Raw genomic sequence first — 15062 nt, forward strand, 5'->3', positions numbered from 1 at the left:
CATGAACGAAACCACTGCAAATATGCGTCCCAGCGATAGCGACTTCGGCAACGAGGTGCTGCTGGAACTGCGTTCACTGCGCAAGTCCTACGGTCCAATTGCGATCCTTGACGGCATTGATGTGAGGATTCACCGCGGCGAGTTCGTCTGCATCGTCGGCCCTTCCGGCTCCGGTAAAACCACCTTGCTCCGTTGCATGGCCGGCTTGCAGGAGCCTACCGACGGGATGACTGTCTTTGAAGGAACCGAGGTGACCGAACCACCGGCGAAACTGGCCGTGGTCTTCCAGGACTATAGCCGCTCGTTAATGCCATGGATGACGGTGGCCCAGAATATCGAGCTGCCGCTGAAGAATAAGTTGGGCAAATCTGAACGGCCCGCTCGCATTGCCGAAGTTCTGAATGCCGTGGGGCTGTCCGGCAAGGGTGATCTCTACCCCTGGCAAATGTCCGGAGGGATGCAGCAGCGTGCGGCAATCGCCCGCGGGTTGGCCTATCAGCCCGATGTCTTGCTCATGGATGAGCCCTTTGCGGCGGTTGACGCCCAAACTCGTATTGAGCTGGAAGACCTGGTGCTGAAGGTCCGCGAACAGTTCGAGATGACCATTGTCTTTGTCACCCACGACATTGATGAATCGGTCTATCTTGCCGCCCGGGTCATCGTGCTCTCGGGCGCGCCAACCAAGGTAACCCGGAATATTGTCATTGATCTGCCACAACCGCGTGATCAGCTAGCTACCAAGATGCTGCCTGAATTTGCGCAATACCGCACCGAAGTTTTCGAACTGATCCAGGCCGCCCAGTATCGCGCCACCGTCACCCTGCTGGGAACCGCGGGAGGTCCCCCATGGTGGGACGGATCGGATCGGGCCGGGATCTCCACGGCTATCACCGTTAACGGTTGCGTGTACCTGATCGATCTCGGAGAAGGGTGGGGACCACAATTCCGTAAGTCCGGATTGGGCCCCAGTGGGTTCCAAAAAGGCTTGGACAATGTTCGTTCAGTTTTCGTTACCCACCATCATTCGGATCATATGGTCGACTATCCAAACCTGCTCCTGCTGGCTTGGCACAACGGCTCCGATGGTCTGAAGCAACCCATCCAAATCTTCGGCCCGGGTAACCGCGGCGTCTTACCGCCGATCTTTGCCGAGGAAAAGCGTGAACATCTGCCGGAAGTTTTCAATCCAAGTTCGCCAACACCGGGCCTAGAGGAAAGCACCGAAAAACTGTTGCAGGCCTACGCTCTGGACATCAACGATCGGATGCGCGATAACGCCAAACAGGATCTGCGTGAGATTTTCTCCTTCCATGACATAGAGCTGCCCGGGAGCACCGGCAGTGACCCCAATGGGGATCCCAGCCCGCAGATGGAACCCTTTGAAATATACCGGGATGAGAATGTCCGCGTCACCGCCATCCTGGTGGACCATCGACCAATCTTCCCGGCCTTTGCCTTCCGCTTTGACACCCCGGACGGATCGATTGTTGTCTCCGGAGATACCGGCGTATGTGACAACCTGATCACTATCGCCAAGAACGCGGATCTGTTGCTGCATGAATGCATCGACATGGACTGGGTAGATAGCCTGATGGGTCCGCAATCCCCCAAACCTGATCCGAACCTCATGCAGCATATGCTCGCGGCGCATACCTCAATTGAACAGGTCGGCCCGCAGGCTGAGGCGGCCGGAGCCAAAACTCTGGTTCTGACCCACCTGGTTCCGGGTAATACCCCGGTAGAAAAATGGCAGCAGGCACAGGCCGGATTCTCCGGAAATCTCATTGTCGGCGAGGACCTGATGGTCTTTGGGCTGGGAGAAAAGAACCTGAAGGAGAACCCTCAGCGTACCGCTCAGCGGGTGGCGTTTTCTTAAGGGCGCCCGGAAATACACCAGATGCCTTGCGGGCGGAACGTTATACGTTCCGCCCGCAAGGCATCTTGTGCGTGAGCGCGAAGCTTCGCTGGGTTCGAGCCGGCTTCTTACAGGGCTGTCGGCGCAGTGATATTGAGTCGCTGAGCAATCTGGAACAAGGCGTAGGAGGTCACCGGGTTGATACGCAATACGGTGTCTTCGGCCAGCTGCTCGGCCGTTGGGGCGTTTTCTCCCGGTGCCCGCACGGCACTGGCGCCGGACTCCAGTTCGGTGTCCTTGACATGCGCAATGAATTCTTCGACCTGCGCGATATAGTCCGCCAGATTCTGCAGCTGCGCCACGTCCAAGGCAATGATCAAGGTGCCCTGCGCCTGCTCGCTGTCCCGGCCAGATACGGTCTGTGACCCCGAGAGGGCGCCCCCTAAGGCTTCGACCAGCAGAGCCAAACCAAAGCCCTTAAACCCGCCGAATGGTTTCAAATGACCGCCCGGGCCGGTCCATTCTTCCGGAATAGCCGCGCCGTTGTCCTGATCGAAATGTAGGCGCCCCGAGGCGACTGCACTGGTGGCGAAATCAATGACCATGTGTGGGGCCTGCGCCCGCGGAACACCTGCGGCGATGGGATTCGTTGACAGTCGCGGCTGGGTAGCTCCCGGTGGAAGAACATTTTGCAGGGACCCATTGTTGTTTCCGAAGATCAGCGTAATGACTCCGGCATCGGCCGCATCTTCACAAAATGGCGCAAATCGTCCCGCGAAGTCACTATTGCGTACCGTCACCGCGCTGATGCCCTGATCCTTGGCCCGTTGTACCGCAATTGTAGTGGCGTCCCTAATCGCAAAATGCCCGTAGGTTCGATGGCCGTCCATGGCCACCAGGGCGCCGGAATCTTTCTCAATGGTCGCGCGGGCGGCGGCATTGGTGACGCCGCTCAGTGCCCGGTCAATATATTCGGGAAGCCGCCGCATACCGTGAGACGAGTGCCCGGCCAGTTCGGCTGCCAACAGATGACGCGCCATATATTGCGCGTCAGTCTCGCTGGCCCCGACTCCCATCATGGAATTCACGGTAAAGTCATGCAGTTCGCGAGATCCAAAGGACGTCGATTCCACCGCGGTGCTTTGATTTTTCATTGCTTATTGCCTCGACTCTCGCGTTACGGGACGGGAATACTTCCTGTGTCGGATCATGCCCGAGCTCCCAACAGGTTTCAAATCTGATTGCGCTGAATGGCCCACTTTATCTCAGCGTCCAAAACACCGGCGCACCCCGAATGAATTGTGGGTTAAGCCTGAGCGTTGGCGCTGCTGCCTCACCACTAACGGCTCTGGTCTGATACTAGGAGCCCCATCCGTAACGGTTCATGCGCGGATGTCTATGCCCTAAATTCCGTAGCTTCTGGGTGCTCGTACCTAAGGAGGAGAAAGCTGAGTGAACACTACATGCAGCTTGCCCACGTCCAAGGCAGCTGTCACGATGGCCACGAAACCACAACGATAGGAGCATTGTTATGACCGATCTATCGAACAAGAAGGTTCTCGTTCTGGTCTCGAATCGGGGAGTGGAACAAGATGAGCTCAAAAGCCCCGTGGATGAGTTGCGACAGGCTGGCGCACAGGTCACCGTTGCCGCACCAGATTCCGGGGAAGTTGAATCCTTGGTCGGCGACTGGGATCTTGGTGAGAAGTTTCCGGTCGATGAGGTTCTGGCGAACGTCTCGGCGGACGAGTACGACCTCTTATTGTTACCGGGCGGGACGTTGAACGCCGACAATTTACGCCTAGATGTCGCTGCCCTAAGCGTGACGAAGAATTTTGCATCCGGAGGTAAACCTATTGCCTCGATCTGTCATGGACCGTGGATGCTGGTGGAATCGGGCCTGACCCAGGGAAAAACCTTGACCAGCTACCAGTCCATCAAAACCGACGTCATCAATGCCGGTGGAACGTGGAAGGATACTGCGGTATCTCGATGTGATGCTCAGGGGTGGGTGCTGATCACCTCGCGTAATCCGGGTGATCTCAATGAGTTCAATCAGGCTATTATCGACGAGCTCTCCGCCTAATAGGCGGTAGCCCCTCGCGCGATGTGACGTGGGGTTCCACTCTCAAATAATCCGAGGCAGTGCATGATGAGCATGCCTGGGAAGGAATAGTCCCCGAAGCCGTTGCTTCCCGGACCGAAAATATCAATGGTCGCATTGGGCCAGTGGAATTCTCCGCGCCGGCCCAATGCGACCCATTTCAGCGAGCTGTTAAAGCTCCACGATTTCAAATTCCATTAGGTCAGCGTCGGTGGCTACCGGCTTCTTCGCGTCCGACCCCGCATGCGCCGCATCCGAACGTTGCGCACGCCAGTTTTCAAAGTCTTCCCGGGACGCCCACTGGGTGAAGACGAAATAACGCTCCTCGCCGGCGACCGGACGCAAAAGTTTGAATCCTTCGAAACCTGGCGAGCTATCCACCGAGTGTTTGCGGGCCGCGAAACGCTTTTCCAATTCCGGGCCAGCCTGTGCCGGAACCTTCAGCGCGTTGATGACAACAATAGACATGTCGTTCCTTTCCATCCCCGGCATCATCCGAGACACCGATCACTTTGTCTTCAGCCTACAACGGCACAGCGCGCTTCACCGTGACGCCGTCATGACCGACCAACGTTTTTAGAAGTGTTCTTTCTGACCTACCCTGCCGTTTTCCTAAAAGTTTTGACTACCCCTAGCCGTATGGAAGATTCAATGTTGAACTGTTCCCATGGCTACATACAACATTGGTTATTTTGTTGGGTCCCTGTCCAGTACGTCCATTAACCGCACGCTTTCCCGTGCGCTGATCAAGCTGGCGCCAGACACCCTGAGCTTCAATGAGATCCCCATCAAGGATCTTCCGCTGTACAGTCAGGATTACGACGAGAGCTACCCTGCCGAAGGCACGGCCCTGAAGCAAAGCATCGAGGCCTCCGATGGACTACTGATCATTTCGCCGGAATACAACCGTTCCATTCCCGGCGCCCTGAAGAACGCCATTGACTGGGCCTCGCGTCCTTGGGGAACTAACTCCTTCGCGCGCAAACCCACCGGTTTGATCGGTGCCTCTCCCGGAGCAATTGGCACGGCAGTCATGCAATCCAATATGCGCAGTGTGCTCAGCTTCCTCGACGCACCACAGTTGAACTCTCCCGAGGCTTATTTAAGTTTCAACCCTGAAACCTTCAGCGACGACGGAACCATCAACGACGACTCCACGCGTGAATTCTTGCAGCACTACATGGATGAATACGTTGCTTTTGTGCAGCGTGTGCTGGACGCAAACGCTGCCGGCCACATTGGTGACCCCAACTCACCGGCCAAGTAAGCTCACGCATGCCACGAGGCTTCAAAGAGCACTGAGGAATCTTCCCAGCAGATCCGCAGTGCTCTTTTTTGCTTTGGTGGCCGCTCGCAGCGGTCGCCGGTATTTCACGCGGTCTTAGGCTTCACCGCGACGCAGCAGTTTGCCCTGTGGCGTGCGGAAATCCACCTCTGTCCCGCCGACGATCGCAGATCGCACCACGCCTTCCAGGCGTTTACCCTGGTAGGGCGAAATCGGGTTCTTGTGATGCAACGTGGTCACGTCCACCACGAAGGAGTCCTCCGGTGCGAAAACCGCGAAGTCGGCATCGTTTCCTAGCGCGATGGCTCCCTTGTTTGTTAAGCCAGCCAAACCGCCCGGCCGGGACGACATCCAGTCAATAACTTGTTCCAGGCCGATGCCGCGCTGCTTGGCCTCCGACCAGATCAACGGTAGACCTAGCTGAAGTGACGCAACTCCACCCCAGGCCACACCGAAGTCCCCATTGTCCACGTCCTTCAGGTCAATGGTGGAGGGTGAGTGGTCCGACACGATGCAGTCGATCACGCCTTCTTCCAATCCCTTCCACAGCAGTTCCCGATTCGATGCTTCACGGATGGGCGGGCAGCATTTAAAGGCGGTCGCTCCATTCGGGATTTCCTCGGCCAGAAGCGTCAAATAGTGCGGGCAGGTCTCGACGGTGATTTTCACCCCCTCGGCTTTCGCCGTTTTGATCATCGCCAGAGCATCCGAACTGGACAGGTGCAGGATGTGGGCGCGTGCCCCGGTCCACCGGGCCCGCTCGATCACCTGGGCAATGGCCACATTTTCTGCACCGCGGGGTCGTGACTTGAGGAACCGCTTGTATTGATCACCCTGCGCCGCCGGGGCACGTTCCACGGCCTGAGAATCTTCGGCATGCACAATCATCAACGAGTCGAACCGCTGAAGTTCGACCATGTCCTCTTCCATTTCCTCCACGCTCAGTGAAGGAAATTCGTCCACCCCCGAATGCAGCAGGAAGCATTTGAAACCAAAGACGCCGGCGTCATGCAGTGTGCGTAGATCCTTTTTATTTCCCGGGATCGCACCACCCCAGAAACCAATATTGACAAAGGCCTTGGTGCTGGCTGCGGCTCGTTTGATCTCAAGCGCGTCAAGGTTCACCGTGGGTGGGATGGAGTTCAAGGGCATATCGATGATGGTGGTCACTCCCCCGGCAGCCGCTGCCTTAGTCGCAGATTCGAACCCCTCCCACTCGGTTCGTCCCGGCTCGTTGACGTGTACGTGGGTGTCGACCAGGCCCGGGATCAGGACCTCGTCGGCGCCGATCTCAACGATGCGAGCGGCATCGAGATTGTTGCCTAAGGGTTCGATCGCCACAATTTTTCCATCCTTGACGCCGACCTCGCGCGCGGAAATTCCTGCGGTTGTCAGGACGCGCTGACCGCGCAGCACGAGGTCAAAGTGGGTGGTCGCGTTTTTACCGACTCTGCTCGCTGCTTCTGTGCTCATGGTTTGTACGATCCCTTGGTAGTGCGTTGAGTATTATTCGGTCGGTGCCGCTCAGTGGTGGTGCGCGGTATTCGCCGTGTGTTCTGCGAGGATGAAGTCTGCCAGGTGTTCCGCGGCCGCGGCGACCAGCTGGTGTGAGCGGGTCATGGCTTCGGCCGGATCCTTGACCAAATCCACCAGGGCGATGGTGTGCCTGATTCCCGCACCGCGTAGTTCATGCTCGTTCAAGGTGGTGCGCCCACAGACCGCATAGACCGGCACACCATGGGCGAAGGCCATTTCAGATACGCCGATCGGGGTTTTACCCTCAAGAGATTGCTGATCGAGGCTGCCTTCACCGGTAATCACGGCATCGGCCCCCTCCAGGGCCCGGGCAAGCCCGGTCAATTCCAACACCACGTCAATACCGCGGCGCCGTTCGGCACCAAGCAGTGCGATCGCGGCAAACCCCATCCCGCCGGCCGCACCGGCCCCCGGGGTATTACGGCTTCTGGTACCGAGCTGCTGTTCCAACAGATCCGCAAAGTGTTCCAGTGCGGCATCAAGACGCTGCACGTCCTGCGGGCTGGCACCCTTTTGGGGACCGAAAATTTTCGCGGCGCCCCGTGCACCGGTCAGCGGGTTATCTACGTCTGCGGCCAACACCATGGATGCCTGACGCAATGCCGGGTTAATATTTCTTAGATCAATGTGCTCCAGCTCGGCCAATGCTGCGCCACCACCTGGTAGCTCCATACCGTGCCGGTCAGTAAGGCTCACCCCCAAGGCCTGGAGCATTCCTGCCCCGGCATCGGTGGTGGCCGAACCTCCCACACCAAGGATGATCTGGCGGGCACCGGTGGCTAACGCGTGGGTGATCAGTTCACCGGTACCGTAACTGGTGGCGGTCAACGGTTCCATCCGTTGTTCGGGCAACTGTTCCAATCCGGAGGCCGCCGCCATTTCGATCACGGCTTGTTCCCCGTGCAGCGCGTAACTAGCTTCAATGCGTTGTCCGGTCGGTCCGGTCACTTCTACTTGCTGGGCGGAATATCCGCTGGCCAGGGCCGCCTGTACCGTGCCTTCCCCACCGTCGGCTACCGGTATCGTCAGAATCTGCCCATCAGGGATGACTCGTTGCAGCCCGCGAGTCAAGGCCGCGGCAACCTCGGCACCGGTGAGGGTGCCCTTGAACTTATCGGAGGCGATTACGATCTTCATTCCGCCACCACCTTTCACTCGGTCCGGCACGGCCATCATTTCTGATTTCAGTATGTTTGGAGCCGAAGCCGGATGGTGCCTGCGGTCACATTCTTTATGTGACCATTGTGCACACATCCGGCCTGGCGATGTAGCGCCATGGGTGTGATGACGGGCCTAGCGGATGTTCAGTGCTGCGGCACCCAGCGGCACCAGCGCGGTCGGGGCATCGGCGGCATCCAGTGCAAGATCCTCGAATTCATTCACGGCATTCAGTTGCCCACCCATGGCGACATTGGTGACCTTTTCTAGGATCACTTCCACCACCACCGGAACCCGGTGCTCCTGGGCCAAGCGGTTGGCTTGAGCGAAACCATGGGCCAGCTCTTCGGGGTCTTCAATGCGCACGGCCTTGCGTCCCAATCCCTCGGCGACCTTCACATGGTCCACCCCGTAGCCTTTGGTTTCCGGAGAGTTGATGTTATCGAAGCCCAAGGAGACGTGATAATCCATGTCAAAGGGTAGCTGTGACTGACGAATCAAACCCAGGTACGAGTTATTGACCACCACATGGATGTACGGGAGGTTGAACTGTGCCCCCACGGCCAGCTCTTCGAGCATGAATTGGAAGTCGTAATCCCCCGAGAGCGCCACCACATTTTCGCCCGGCTTACCGCGCACCACGCCCAAGGCGGCCGGACCGGTCCAGCCCAACGGCCCGGCCTGCCCGGCATTAATCCAGCGGCGTGGCCCGTACACGTGCAGCAGTTGTGCCCCGGCGATCTGGCTCAGTCCAATGGTGGAAACGTAGGTGGTGTCGCGGCCGAAGGCGGCATTCATTTCCTGATAGACCCGCTGTGGCTTGATCGGCATATCGTCAAAGTTGGTTTTGCGGTGCCCGGTTGATTTCCGGGCCGTGGCCGAATCCGCCCAGTGCGAGTAGTCGGGCAGGGTGCCGGCTGCCTTGCGTTCGCGCGCAACCTCTAAGATTGCGTCAATGGCGGCGCCGGCGTCCGAAACAATCCCCAGGTCCGGACTAAATACCCGGCCGATTTGGGTGGGCTCGACGTCAACGTGAATAAATCTGCGGTTCCCGCGGTAGGTTTCCAACCCACCGGTGTGGCGGTTGGCCCAACGATTCCCGAGGCCAAGAACCACGTCGGCTTCTAAGAAGGTGGCGTTACCGTACTTCGTGTGGGTCTGGATGCCCACCATGCCCGATTGCAGCCGGTGATCATCGGGGATCGCACCCCACCCCATCAAGGTCGGGGATCGCTCCCCACCCCATCAAGGTCGGGGACACCGGAATGTTTAATTCCTCGGCGAGTTCGACGAGCTTTTCGCTGGCGTTGGCGTTAATGACCCCGCCTCCGGCGATGATGATCGGCTTGCTCCCGGAGCTGATCAGATCCAGCGCTTTTTCGGCTTGGATCCGGCTGGCCCGCGGGTTCTGTACCGGCAGCGGCTCGTAGGTATCAATGTCAAAGTCGATTTCTGCCAATTGGACGTTGATGGGCAGATCGATCAGTGCCGGGCCGGGACGGTTTGAACGCATCACCTGGAAAGCCTTGGCGAAGGTGCCCGGGACCAAGCCCGGTTCCAGCACCGTCACCGCATATTTGGTCACCGGCTTGGCAATGGACTCAATATCTACCGCCTGAAAGTCCTCCTTGTGCAGCACATTCGTGGGGGCTTGGCCGGTAATGCACAGGATTGGGATGGAATCGGCGATCGCGGCATAGAGGCCGGTGATCATGTCGGTGCCGGCCGGGCCGGAGGTTCCCGGGCATAAACCAATCTTGCCGGTGGCTCGTGAATATCCGTCCGCGGCGTGGGAGGCAGCTTCCACATGACGGTGCAGCGTGTGTCTGATCCCGCCGTCTGCCTTCATGGCGGAGTACAACGGGTAATGGCCGCCCCGGGCAGCCCGAAGGCCTCAACAGCGCCCTCCTTGTGCAGGATTTGAACGATGGCGTCGACGGCGCGCATTTTAGGCATGGGAATCACACATCCTCTGATGGGGTATTCGGCCGTGCAACGGCATTACGAATACTGTTCTGGAAAAAGGAACCTGCGGCGGGTCCGTGCACGAGGGATACGAGGCAATCACGGGGCCCGTGGAGTTTACGGCTCATCACACCTTTTCCGGGCCATGCCAGAGCACGTGGGTTCCGACAAGGTGGCAGCTAGCCCGTGGGCCAGGATCCAGGAGAAATTCAGCGAATCACTGGCCTCGCGTACTTTGCGGTACCCCTAGCATGTATCGGCTTGTCCACTGGGCCGCCGGCGTTCCGCTGCTGCGGCCCACCGCAGGAGTTTTGTGTCGGTGGCGTTACTGGCCTTTACCGCTGAGGCGTTCTACACCGCGGAAGAGTCCTGAATGATCGAGGTCGCCGTCACCACTGGCGACGGTGGACCCAACAAGTTGGGCAACGAGGGCACCCAGCGGCAAGTTTACGTTTGCTTCATGAGCTGCACTGGTGACGATACCCATGTCTTTGTGGTGAAGGGACAACCGGAATCCGGGCGCAAATTCTCGGTCAAGGATCTTTTGACCCTTTTGCTCCAGAACCTTGGAACCGGCCAGTCCGCCACCGAGTACCGTCAGCGCCGCATCGGTATCCACCCCGTAGGCTTCGAGAAATACTACAGCCTCGGAAAGAGCTTGGATATTAGCGGCCACAATCAGCTGGTTGGCAGCCTTGACGGTTTGTCCGGAGCCCGCGGGGCCGACCAAAACGATGGTTTGACCTACCGCTTCGAGCACCGGGCGGGCGGCCTCAAAATCGGTGGGTTCGCCCCCGACCATAATTGAGAGCGTCGCATTGATGGCACCTTGTTCGCCTCCCGAAACGGGGGCATCCAACGGGCGGATTCCCGCCTCACGTGCCAGCCGGGCCAGACGAACCGAGACATCTGGGCGAATTGATGAATTATCGATCCAGATGGCCCCGGGCTTGGCATGGGCAAAAACTCCGCCGTCCCCGTTCACGATGGCTTCGACGTCCGGGGAGTCGGGCACCATGGTAATGATGATGTCAGCGTCCTGGACGGCTTCGGCCACGGTGTTGGCGCTGTTGCCTCCCGCGGCGACCAGCCGTTCACCCTTATCGGGGCTGCGGTTATAGCCGGTGAATTGAAAACCGGCGTTGAGAAGATTCTTGGCCATGGGAAGACCCATAATGCCCAATCCTATGAAGGCGACGTTCTGCGACATGATGGTTACTCCAACGTTGAGGTGTGATTTGTAGCGGGAGTGAAGCTCTAGACGTGAGTCGGCGAAGTGTTCAGCCAGTTGAAAGCGGTGGTGATGTCCTGCCTATATTCCAGGGATACCTTTCCGCGGTAACCTAGTTCCCGGCTGCGATCGATCCATTGCAGCAGCGGAAGCTGCCCGGTACCCGGTGCCCCACGGCCCGGATTATCAGCGATTTGGATATGCCCAAAATCTTTCGCGTGGGCTTCGATGAGCGCCGGCACATCATCATTGTTGACCGCCAAGTGGTAAAAGTCGGCGAGCAGGGCGATATTGTTTCCGCCCGCCGCCTTGACCCGGTCAACCACCGCTAACGCATCAGCGGCGGTTTTCAGCGGGTAGGCATTCGCACCCGAGACCGACTCGATGAGGACGGTGCCATTGACACGGGCCACTGCCGCGGTGGCCGCTAAGAGGTTCTGCAGCGCTAGTTCATCTTGTTCGGCGGCGGTGTAGCCCGCCATACGGTTGCCATAGAGGGCATTGAACGATTGGCATCCGGTGGCCTCAGCGATGGCGGCAACTACGTTTGCATTGTCGGTGAACTCCGAGCAGCGTCCCTTCCAGGAGACGATGCCGCGGTCCCCCGCGGGCATGTCGCCGGCGAAGAAGTTCAGTCCGTCAAGTTGCACCCCCGCATCATGCAGCGAAGTAACGAAGGAATCCACCTGCCTATCCGCGGGAACAGCGTCGACAAAGGGCCACCAGAATTCCACACTGTCAAAACCGGCAGCCTTGGCGGCCGCGGCCCGTTCAAGGATGGGTAGTTCGGTGAAAAGGATTGAGCAGTTCACGGTGTAAGTCATGGTGGATCTACCTTCACAAGCTAGGCATAAATTCCGTTTCGTGGAATTTATATTTTGCTTTATGAAAACTTTAGGAGGAGAGGTGCGTCACTGTCAAGGGCAAAATAGTGAAACTACCGGACCCCATCCCGCAATTGCCGGACGGCATACACCGACAGCTCGCCGATTGGGCCACATAGCTAAAATTCCGACACCGGTAAGCCGCACATGGAAAGTGCGAAATTAAAGCCCGACCCCGCTGCGATTATTGCCAGACTTTCGACTCGCACGGCATCGCCAGATTCGTCAGAACGCACCGAATCTAGTGCGACCAAAATGGCGCAGTGGCGCCCCGAGTCCGTAATGCTGATCAACGGCTCCCGATCGTTCGGGCTGCGAAGCGCCCCCACTCCACTGGAGGGCAACCACCCAAAGCCCTTTCCAGTTTTCCAATATGGTGTTGTTCGGCACGATCTAAGGAACATTGGCCATCTATCCGATTCTCCCGCTGTTGCAGATGGAAACCCTCCGGGAATTCGGCATGGCAATGACGATGCCGGCGCCCTATGCTAGGCCATCACGCCTGGCCCTACCCCGCTTTCACTGCCGAGCTACCCCCACCCGAATGAGGCATACGGCCACATCATTGACCTTCCAAAAGCTCTTCGAGCTTTGACGCGGGGCCGCTCCGCTCATCACCGCACTCATGACGCGCAGGGCCAATCGCAAACTGTGGCTGAGCGAAGCATGCCGGGCCGTGATGCTGGGCGCTGCGGCAACCACCATCGGGGCGACTCGTGAAGGCCGAAGCCTGGAGCTCAACGACATCGACTGACGCTTTTCGGCAGCCAACCGCCTAGCAATATCGTGAACCCGGTATCCTCTGCAGCAGTCGGTGAGTTGAACCCGAACTAGACAGAGGTAGGATTCACACCTCTGCGCATCGGGCAAGCTCATGCGTGTGGGAGCACAAAGGGGTTCGGGCATGATCTGGGTGACCGGTCAATCCGCAGCCAAGCTGCTCCGCAACAAGCAATGAGCGCAATGACCCCGCTCGGCCCTCCCGCGTCATCCAACACCGGACAGTGGTTATGGGCGGGAGCCATAGGTTCTTTGAGGTCCAGGAGGGAATAGCCTTCAGTACCGTCACTACCCGCGAAATTGGAAACATGGCATGCTCAACATCCTCATCGGGGAAGTCCAGAACACGGTAAATGAGCATGAATAAATCTAGCGACACGGCCCTGCTGTGAATCCGCCATGGCCTGTTTCAGATCTTCGTGCGAGGCGCTGGAATCACAGGTTGACAGCCACATCGAATACACTGATGAGCCAACCGAATACGCTCAAGTAGAACCGTGTGGAGCAGGCGAGGTCCAGAACCAAGGGTTCCGGCGCGGAGATGGCGAGATTTTTCGGATACAGTTCACCGAAGATCATTTGGGCAATTATGCCGAAGACGGCACCATCACCAACGAATCCACCCGCGGATTCCTACAGTATTACATGGACGAGTACGCAGGCTTCGTTCAGCGCGTATTGGATGCTCACGCCGCCGGCCATAGCGGCAACCAAGCCCAGCGTTAGGTTTCAGCACTCTTAGCTGTTGACCTTCGAGCGATAGAGCGCGGCGAACAGTTCGCTGACCTTTACCTCAGGGGAGACCGAACGCAACAGCTCCAGCGCAGCGCGGGCGCTGTCGGCCCCCAATGGTGCGGCGGTCACCAAGAACTTCTCATTAACCTCAGCGATGCTCAGCGGACGGGAGAAAGAGCCTTTGGCATCATCCACTCGTGCCTGCACCCGCTTCCCGGCGTCGGTGACTACCTCTATCCACGCGTAGCGTCCCTCCATCCCGGAAGACAGATCTCCATTGGATACGTCTTCTTCCACGTCGATCAACCCCATCAGCTCTCGGGTGAATGGATCGTGCACCGCCTTATCTTGGAAGTGCGCTGGTCGCGGGATTCCGTGAGCTAGGGCCGACGCAATGACATAGGGCAAACTAAACTTCGCCTCGAGTCCCGAAGTGGGGTCGTCATAAATCAGCGCGGTGCGCGTACCCAGCGGCACAACCACGTTAATTTTCTGGATTTTCTCACTAGAATCCAGCGCGTCGTAGACTTCGAGGGCCGCATCCACCGCATAGTGCGAGCCACGGCAGCAGGGGTAGAGCTTCAAACCCAATGAGTCGAGGCCATCTTGTGCTGCCTGAACGGCAACGTGGAGTGGTTCGCTGTAACTGTCCGGCCAGCTTCCATCTCCATAAACCTTCACGGCACCCAATTTTCCTTCCAGCGCAACTGGCGAGGCGAGGATACCGACTTCGGCCATAAATGCCGCTTCGATCCCGGCTCGCGCAGCTAAGCCAGCATGAATGGGCTTCAGTGGGGTACCAAAGTTAGCACGAATGCCTACCGACATGGAGGCGGCAGCGGAGATCGCAGTCGCAATTTGGTCAGCCTTCAGCCCCAGAGTAGCCGCGGCGGCCGCGGCAGCACCAATGACCCCACAGGTTGACGTCGAGTGCCAGCCCACCGAGTAATGTTGTGGGCCAAAGATTTTACTGGCGGCGTTCATGACACCCACGCCAACCACATATCCGTTGAGGACCGAGGAGAACTGCAGCTCTCGCTCTTGGGCGATAGCGATAATCACCGGAACGATCACGGTACTGGCATGCCCATGGATGTCATAGTGCACATCATCAAAATCCATCAAGTGTCCGGCGGTGGCGTTGGCCAGCGCCGCCTTGGTGACCGAGGCATTCTCGTCGGTCCCCCAAATCTTGGCCTGACCGGCCTCTTGCGGATACGCGGCAGATATATAGGCCTGAATTTCAGCGAACTCCGGTGCACGGGAACCGGAAATTGCGACACCGATGGTGTCGATCAGTGAGTTCAGGACGCGCGTGCGCTGATCCTCAGTGAGATCTTCCCACCGAACCCCCGCACTCCACTGCCCCAATAGCTTGGCCAACCCACTCATTCGGACTCCCTTGAATTAACTTGCGCCCATCGGTATACAGATGCATGGAAGTCATGCTAGCGTTCATATCCAAGACAGGCAAGTGCGCTAAATCACGATTTTCTACTGAAGATTTCGATCCGTATTTGTATCAGCTT

At 58.2% G+C, this 15062-nt stretch carries 12 protein-coding genes and 1 pseudogene; 5 read left to right on the forward strand and 8 right to left on the reverse strand.

The features are described 5' to 3' along the window. Position 1 precedes the first annotated feature (1 nt). Positions 2 to 1876, forward strand: coding sequence for an ATP-binding cassette domain-containing protein (locus tag ACQQZ8_RS14440; protein ID WP_431710497.1), 1875 nt, complete (start codon positions 2 to 4; stop codon positions 1874 to 1876). A gap of 107 nt (positions 1877 to 1983) precedes the next feature. On the opposite strand, the gene ACQQZ8_RS14445 is transcribed toward ACQQZ8_RS14440, so the two are convergent. Further along, entirely contained in the window at positions 1984 to 3009 is a 1026-nt protein-coding gene (locus ACQQZ8_RS14445; RefSeq protein WP_431710498.1) for an Ldh family oxidoreductase, read from the reverse strand. A 377-nt stretch (positions 3010 to 3386) separates the two neighbouring features. Here ACQQZ8_RS14445 and ACQQZ8_RS14450 point away from each other — a divergent pair, with 377 nt between their 5' ends. Then, positions 3387 to 3941 (forward strand): type 1 glutamine amidotransferase domain-containing protein, encoded by a 555-nt coding sequence (locus tag ACQQZ8_RS14450; protein ID WP_431710499.1) that lies wholly within the window; start codon positions 3387 to 3389, stop codon positions 3939 to 3941. 189 nt (positions 3942 to 4130) lie between these two features. On the opposite strand, the gene ACQQZ8_RS14455 is transcribed toward ACQQZ8_RS14450, so the two are convergent. Next, a complete protein-coding gene (locus ACQQZ8_RS14455) occupies positions 4131 to 4427 on the reverse strand; it encodes an antibiotic biosynthesis monooxygenase family protein (protein ID WP_431710500.1) in 297 nt (98 codons plus the stop codon). Positions 4428 to 4626: 199 nt separating this feature from the next. On the opposite strand from ACQQZ8_RS14455, the gene ACQQZ8_RS14460 reads away from it, so the two are divergent. Continuing rightward, positions 4627 to 5226, forward strand: a complete 600-nt coding sequence (locus tag ACQQZ8_RS14460; protein WP_431710501.1) for an NADPH-dependent FMN reductase — start codon at positions 4627 to 4629, stop codon at positions 5224 to 5226. Positions 5227 to 5340: 114 nt separating this feature from the next. On the opposite strand, the gene allB is transcribed toward ACQQZ8_RS14460, so the two are convergent. The 5 genes and pseudogenes from allB to ACQQZ8_RS14485 form a co-directional block, all read right to left on the reverse strand. Beyond that, complete coding sequence (gene allB, locus ACQQZ8_RS14465) at positions 5341 to 6717, reverse strand: allantoinase AllB (RefSeq protein ID WP_431710502.1); 1377 nt, start codon at positions 6715 to 6717, stop codon at positions 5341 to 5343. A gap of 51 nt (positions 6718 to 6768) precedes the next feature. Beyond that, positions 6769 to 7917 (reverse strand): glycerate kinase, encoded by a 1149-nt coding sequence (locus ACQQZ8_RS14470; protein ID WP_431710503.1) that lies wholly within the window; start codon positions 7915 to 7917, stop codon positions 6769 to 6771. A gap of 156 nt (positions 7918 to 8073) precedes the next feature. Then, positions 8074 to 9894, reverse strand: a pseudogene (gene gcl / locus ACQQZ8_RS14475) (glyoxylate carboligase). A gap of 334 nt (positions 9895 to 10228) precedes the next feature. Next, entirely contained in the window at positions 10229 to 11113 is an 885-nt protein-coding gene (locus ACQQZ8_RS14480) for a 2-hydroxy-3-oxopropionate reductase (protein WP_431710504.1), read from the reverse strand. A gap of 47 nt (positions 11114 to 11160) precedes the next feature. Next, positions 11161 to 11958, reverse strand: a complete 798-nt coding sequence (locus tag ACQQZ8_RS14485; protein ID WP_431710505.1) for a hydroxypyruvate isomerase family protein — start codon at positions 11956 to 11958, stop codon at positions 11161 to 11163. 685 nt (positions 11959 to 12643) lie between these two features. On the opposite strand from ACQQZ8_RS14485, the gene ACQQZ8_RS14490 reads away from it, so the two are divergent. Together ACQQZ8_RS14490 and ACQQZ8_RS14495 are read left to right on the forward strand one after the other, a co-directional pair. Further along, positions 12644 to 12772: a hypothetical protein gene (locus ACQQZ8_RS14490; protein WP_431710506.1), complete on the forward strand. Its 129-nt coding sequence runs from the start codon at positions 12644 to 12646 to the stop codon at positions 12770 to 12772. 425 nt (positions 12773 to 13197) lie between these two features. Then, complete coding sequence (locus ACQQZ8_RS14495; protein ID WP_431710507.1) at positions 13198 to 13524, forward strand: hypothetical protein; 327 nt, start codon at positions 13198 to 13200, stop codon at positions 13522 to 13524. A gap of 12 nt (positions 13525 to 13536) precedes the next feature. On the opposite strand, the gene ACQQZ8_RS14500 is transcribed toward ACQQZ8_RS14495, so the two are convergent. Continuing rightward, positions 13537 to 14925 carry an MmgE/PrpD family protein gene (locus ACQQZ8_RS14500; protein ID WP_431710508.1) on the reverse strand — a complete coding sequence of 463 codons (1389 nt, stop codon included), beginning with the start codon at positions 14923 to 14925 and terminating at the stop codon, positions 13537 to 13539. Positions 14926 to 15062 lie beyond the last annotated feature (137 nt).

It is taken from the genome of Glutamicibacter uratoxydans (assembly GCF_050753455.1).
In the GTDB taxonomy this organism is placed as follows: domain Bacteria; phylum Actinomycetota; class Actinomycetes; order Actinomycetales; family Micrococcaceae; genus Glutamicibacter; species Glutamicibacter uratoxydans_A.

Excerpts from the sequence above, each read along its gene's own strand:
- ACQQZ8_RS14485 (WP_431710505.1), bottom strand. The coding sequence starts at position 11,958 with ATGACTTACACCGTGAACTGCTCAATCCTTTTCACCGAACTACCCATC.
- ACQQZ8_RS14445 (WP_431710498.1), bottom strand. The coding sequence starts at position 3,009 with ATGAAAAATCAAAGCACCGCGGTGGAATCGACGTCCTTTGGATCTCGC.
- ACQQZ8_RS14450 (WP_431710499.1), top strand. The coding sequence starts at position 3,387 with ATGACCGATCTATCGAACAAGAAGGTTCTCGTTCTGGTCTCGAATCGG.
- ACQQZ8_RS14490 (WP_431710506.1), top strand. The coding sequence starts at position 12,644 with ATGACGCGCAGGGCCAATCGCAAACTGTGGCTGAGCGAAGCATGCCGG.
- ACQQZ8_RS14495 (WP_431710507.1), top strand. The coding sequence starts at position 13,198 with ATGGCCTGTTTCAGATCTTCGTGCGAGGCGCTGGAATCACAGGTTGAC.
- allB (WP_431710502.1), bottom strand. The coding sequence starts at position 6,717 with ATGAGCACAGAAGCAGCGAGCAGAGTCGGTAAAAACGCGACCACCCAC.
- ACQQZ8_RS14500 (WP_431710508.1), bottom strand. The coding sequence starts at position 14,925 with ATGAGTGGGTTGGCCAAGCTATTGGGGCAGTGGAGTGCGGGGGTTCGG.
- ACQQZ8_RS14480 (WP_431710504.1), bottom strand. The coding sequence starts at position 11,113 with ATGTCGCAGAACGTCGCCTTCATAGGATTGGGCATTATGGGTCTTCCC.
- ACQQZ8_RS14460 (WP_431710501.1), top strand. The coding sequence starts at position 4,627 with ATGGCTACATACAACATTGGTTATTTTGTTGGGTCCCTGTCCAGTACG.
- ACQQZ8_RS14455 (WP_431710500.1), bottom strand. The coding sequence starts at position 4,427 with ATGTCTATTGTTGTCATCAACGCGCTGAAGGTTCCGGCACAGGCTGGC.
- ACQQZ8_RS14470 (WP_431710503.1), bottom strand. The coding sequence starts at position 7,917 with ATGAAGATCGTAATCGCCTCCGATAAGTTCAAGGGCACCCTCACCGGT.
- ACQQZ8_RS14440 (WP_431710497.1), top strand. The coding sequence starts at position 2 with ATGAACGAAACCACTGCAAATATGCGTCCCAGCGATAGCGACTTCGGC.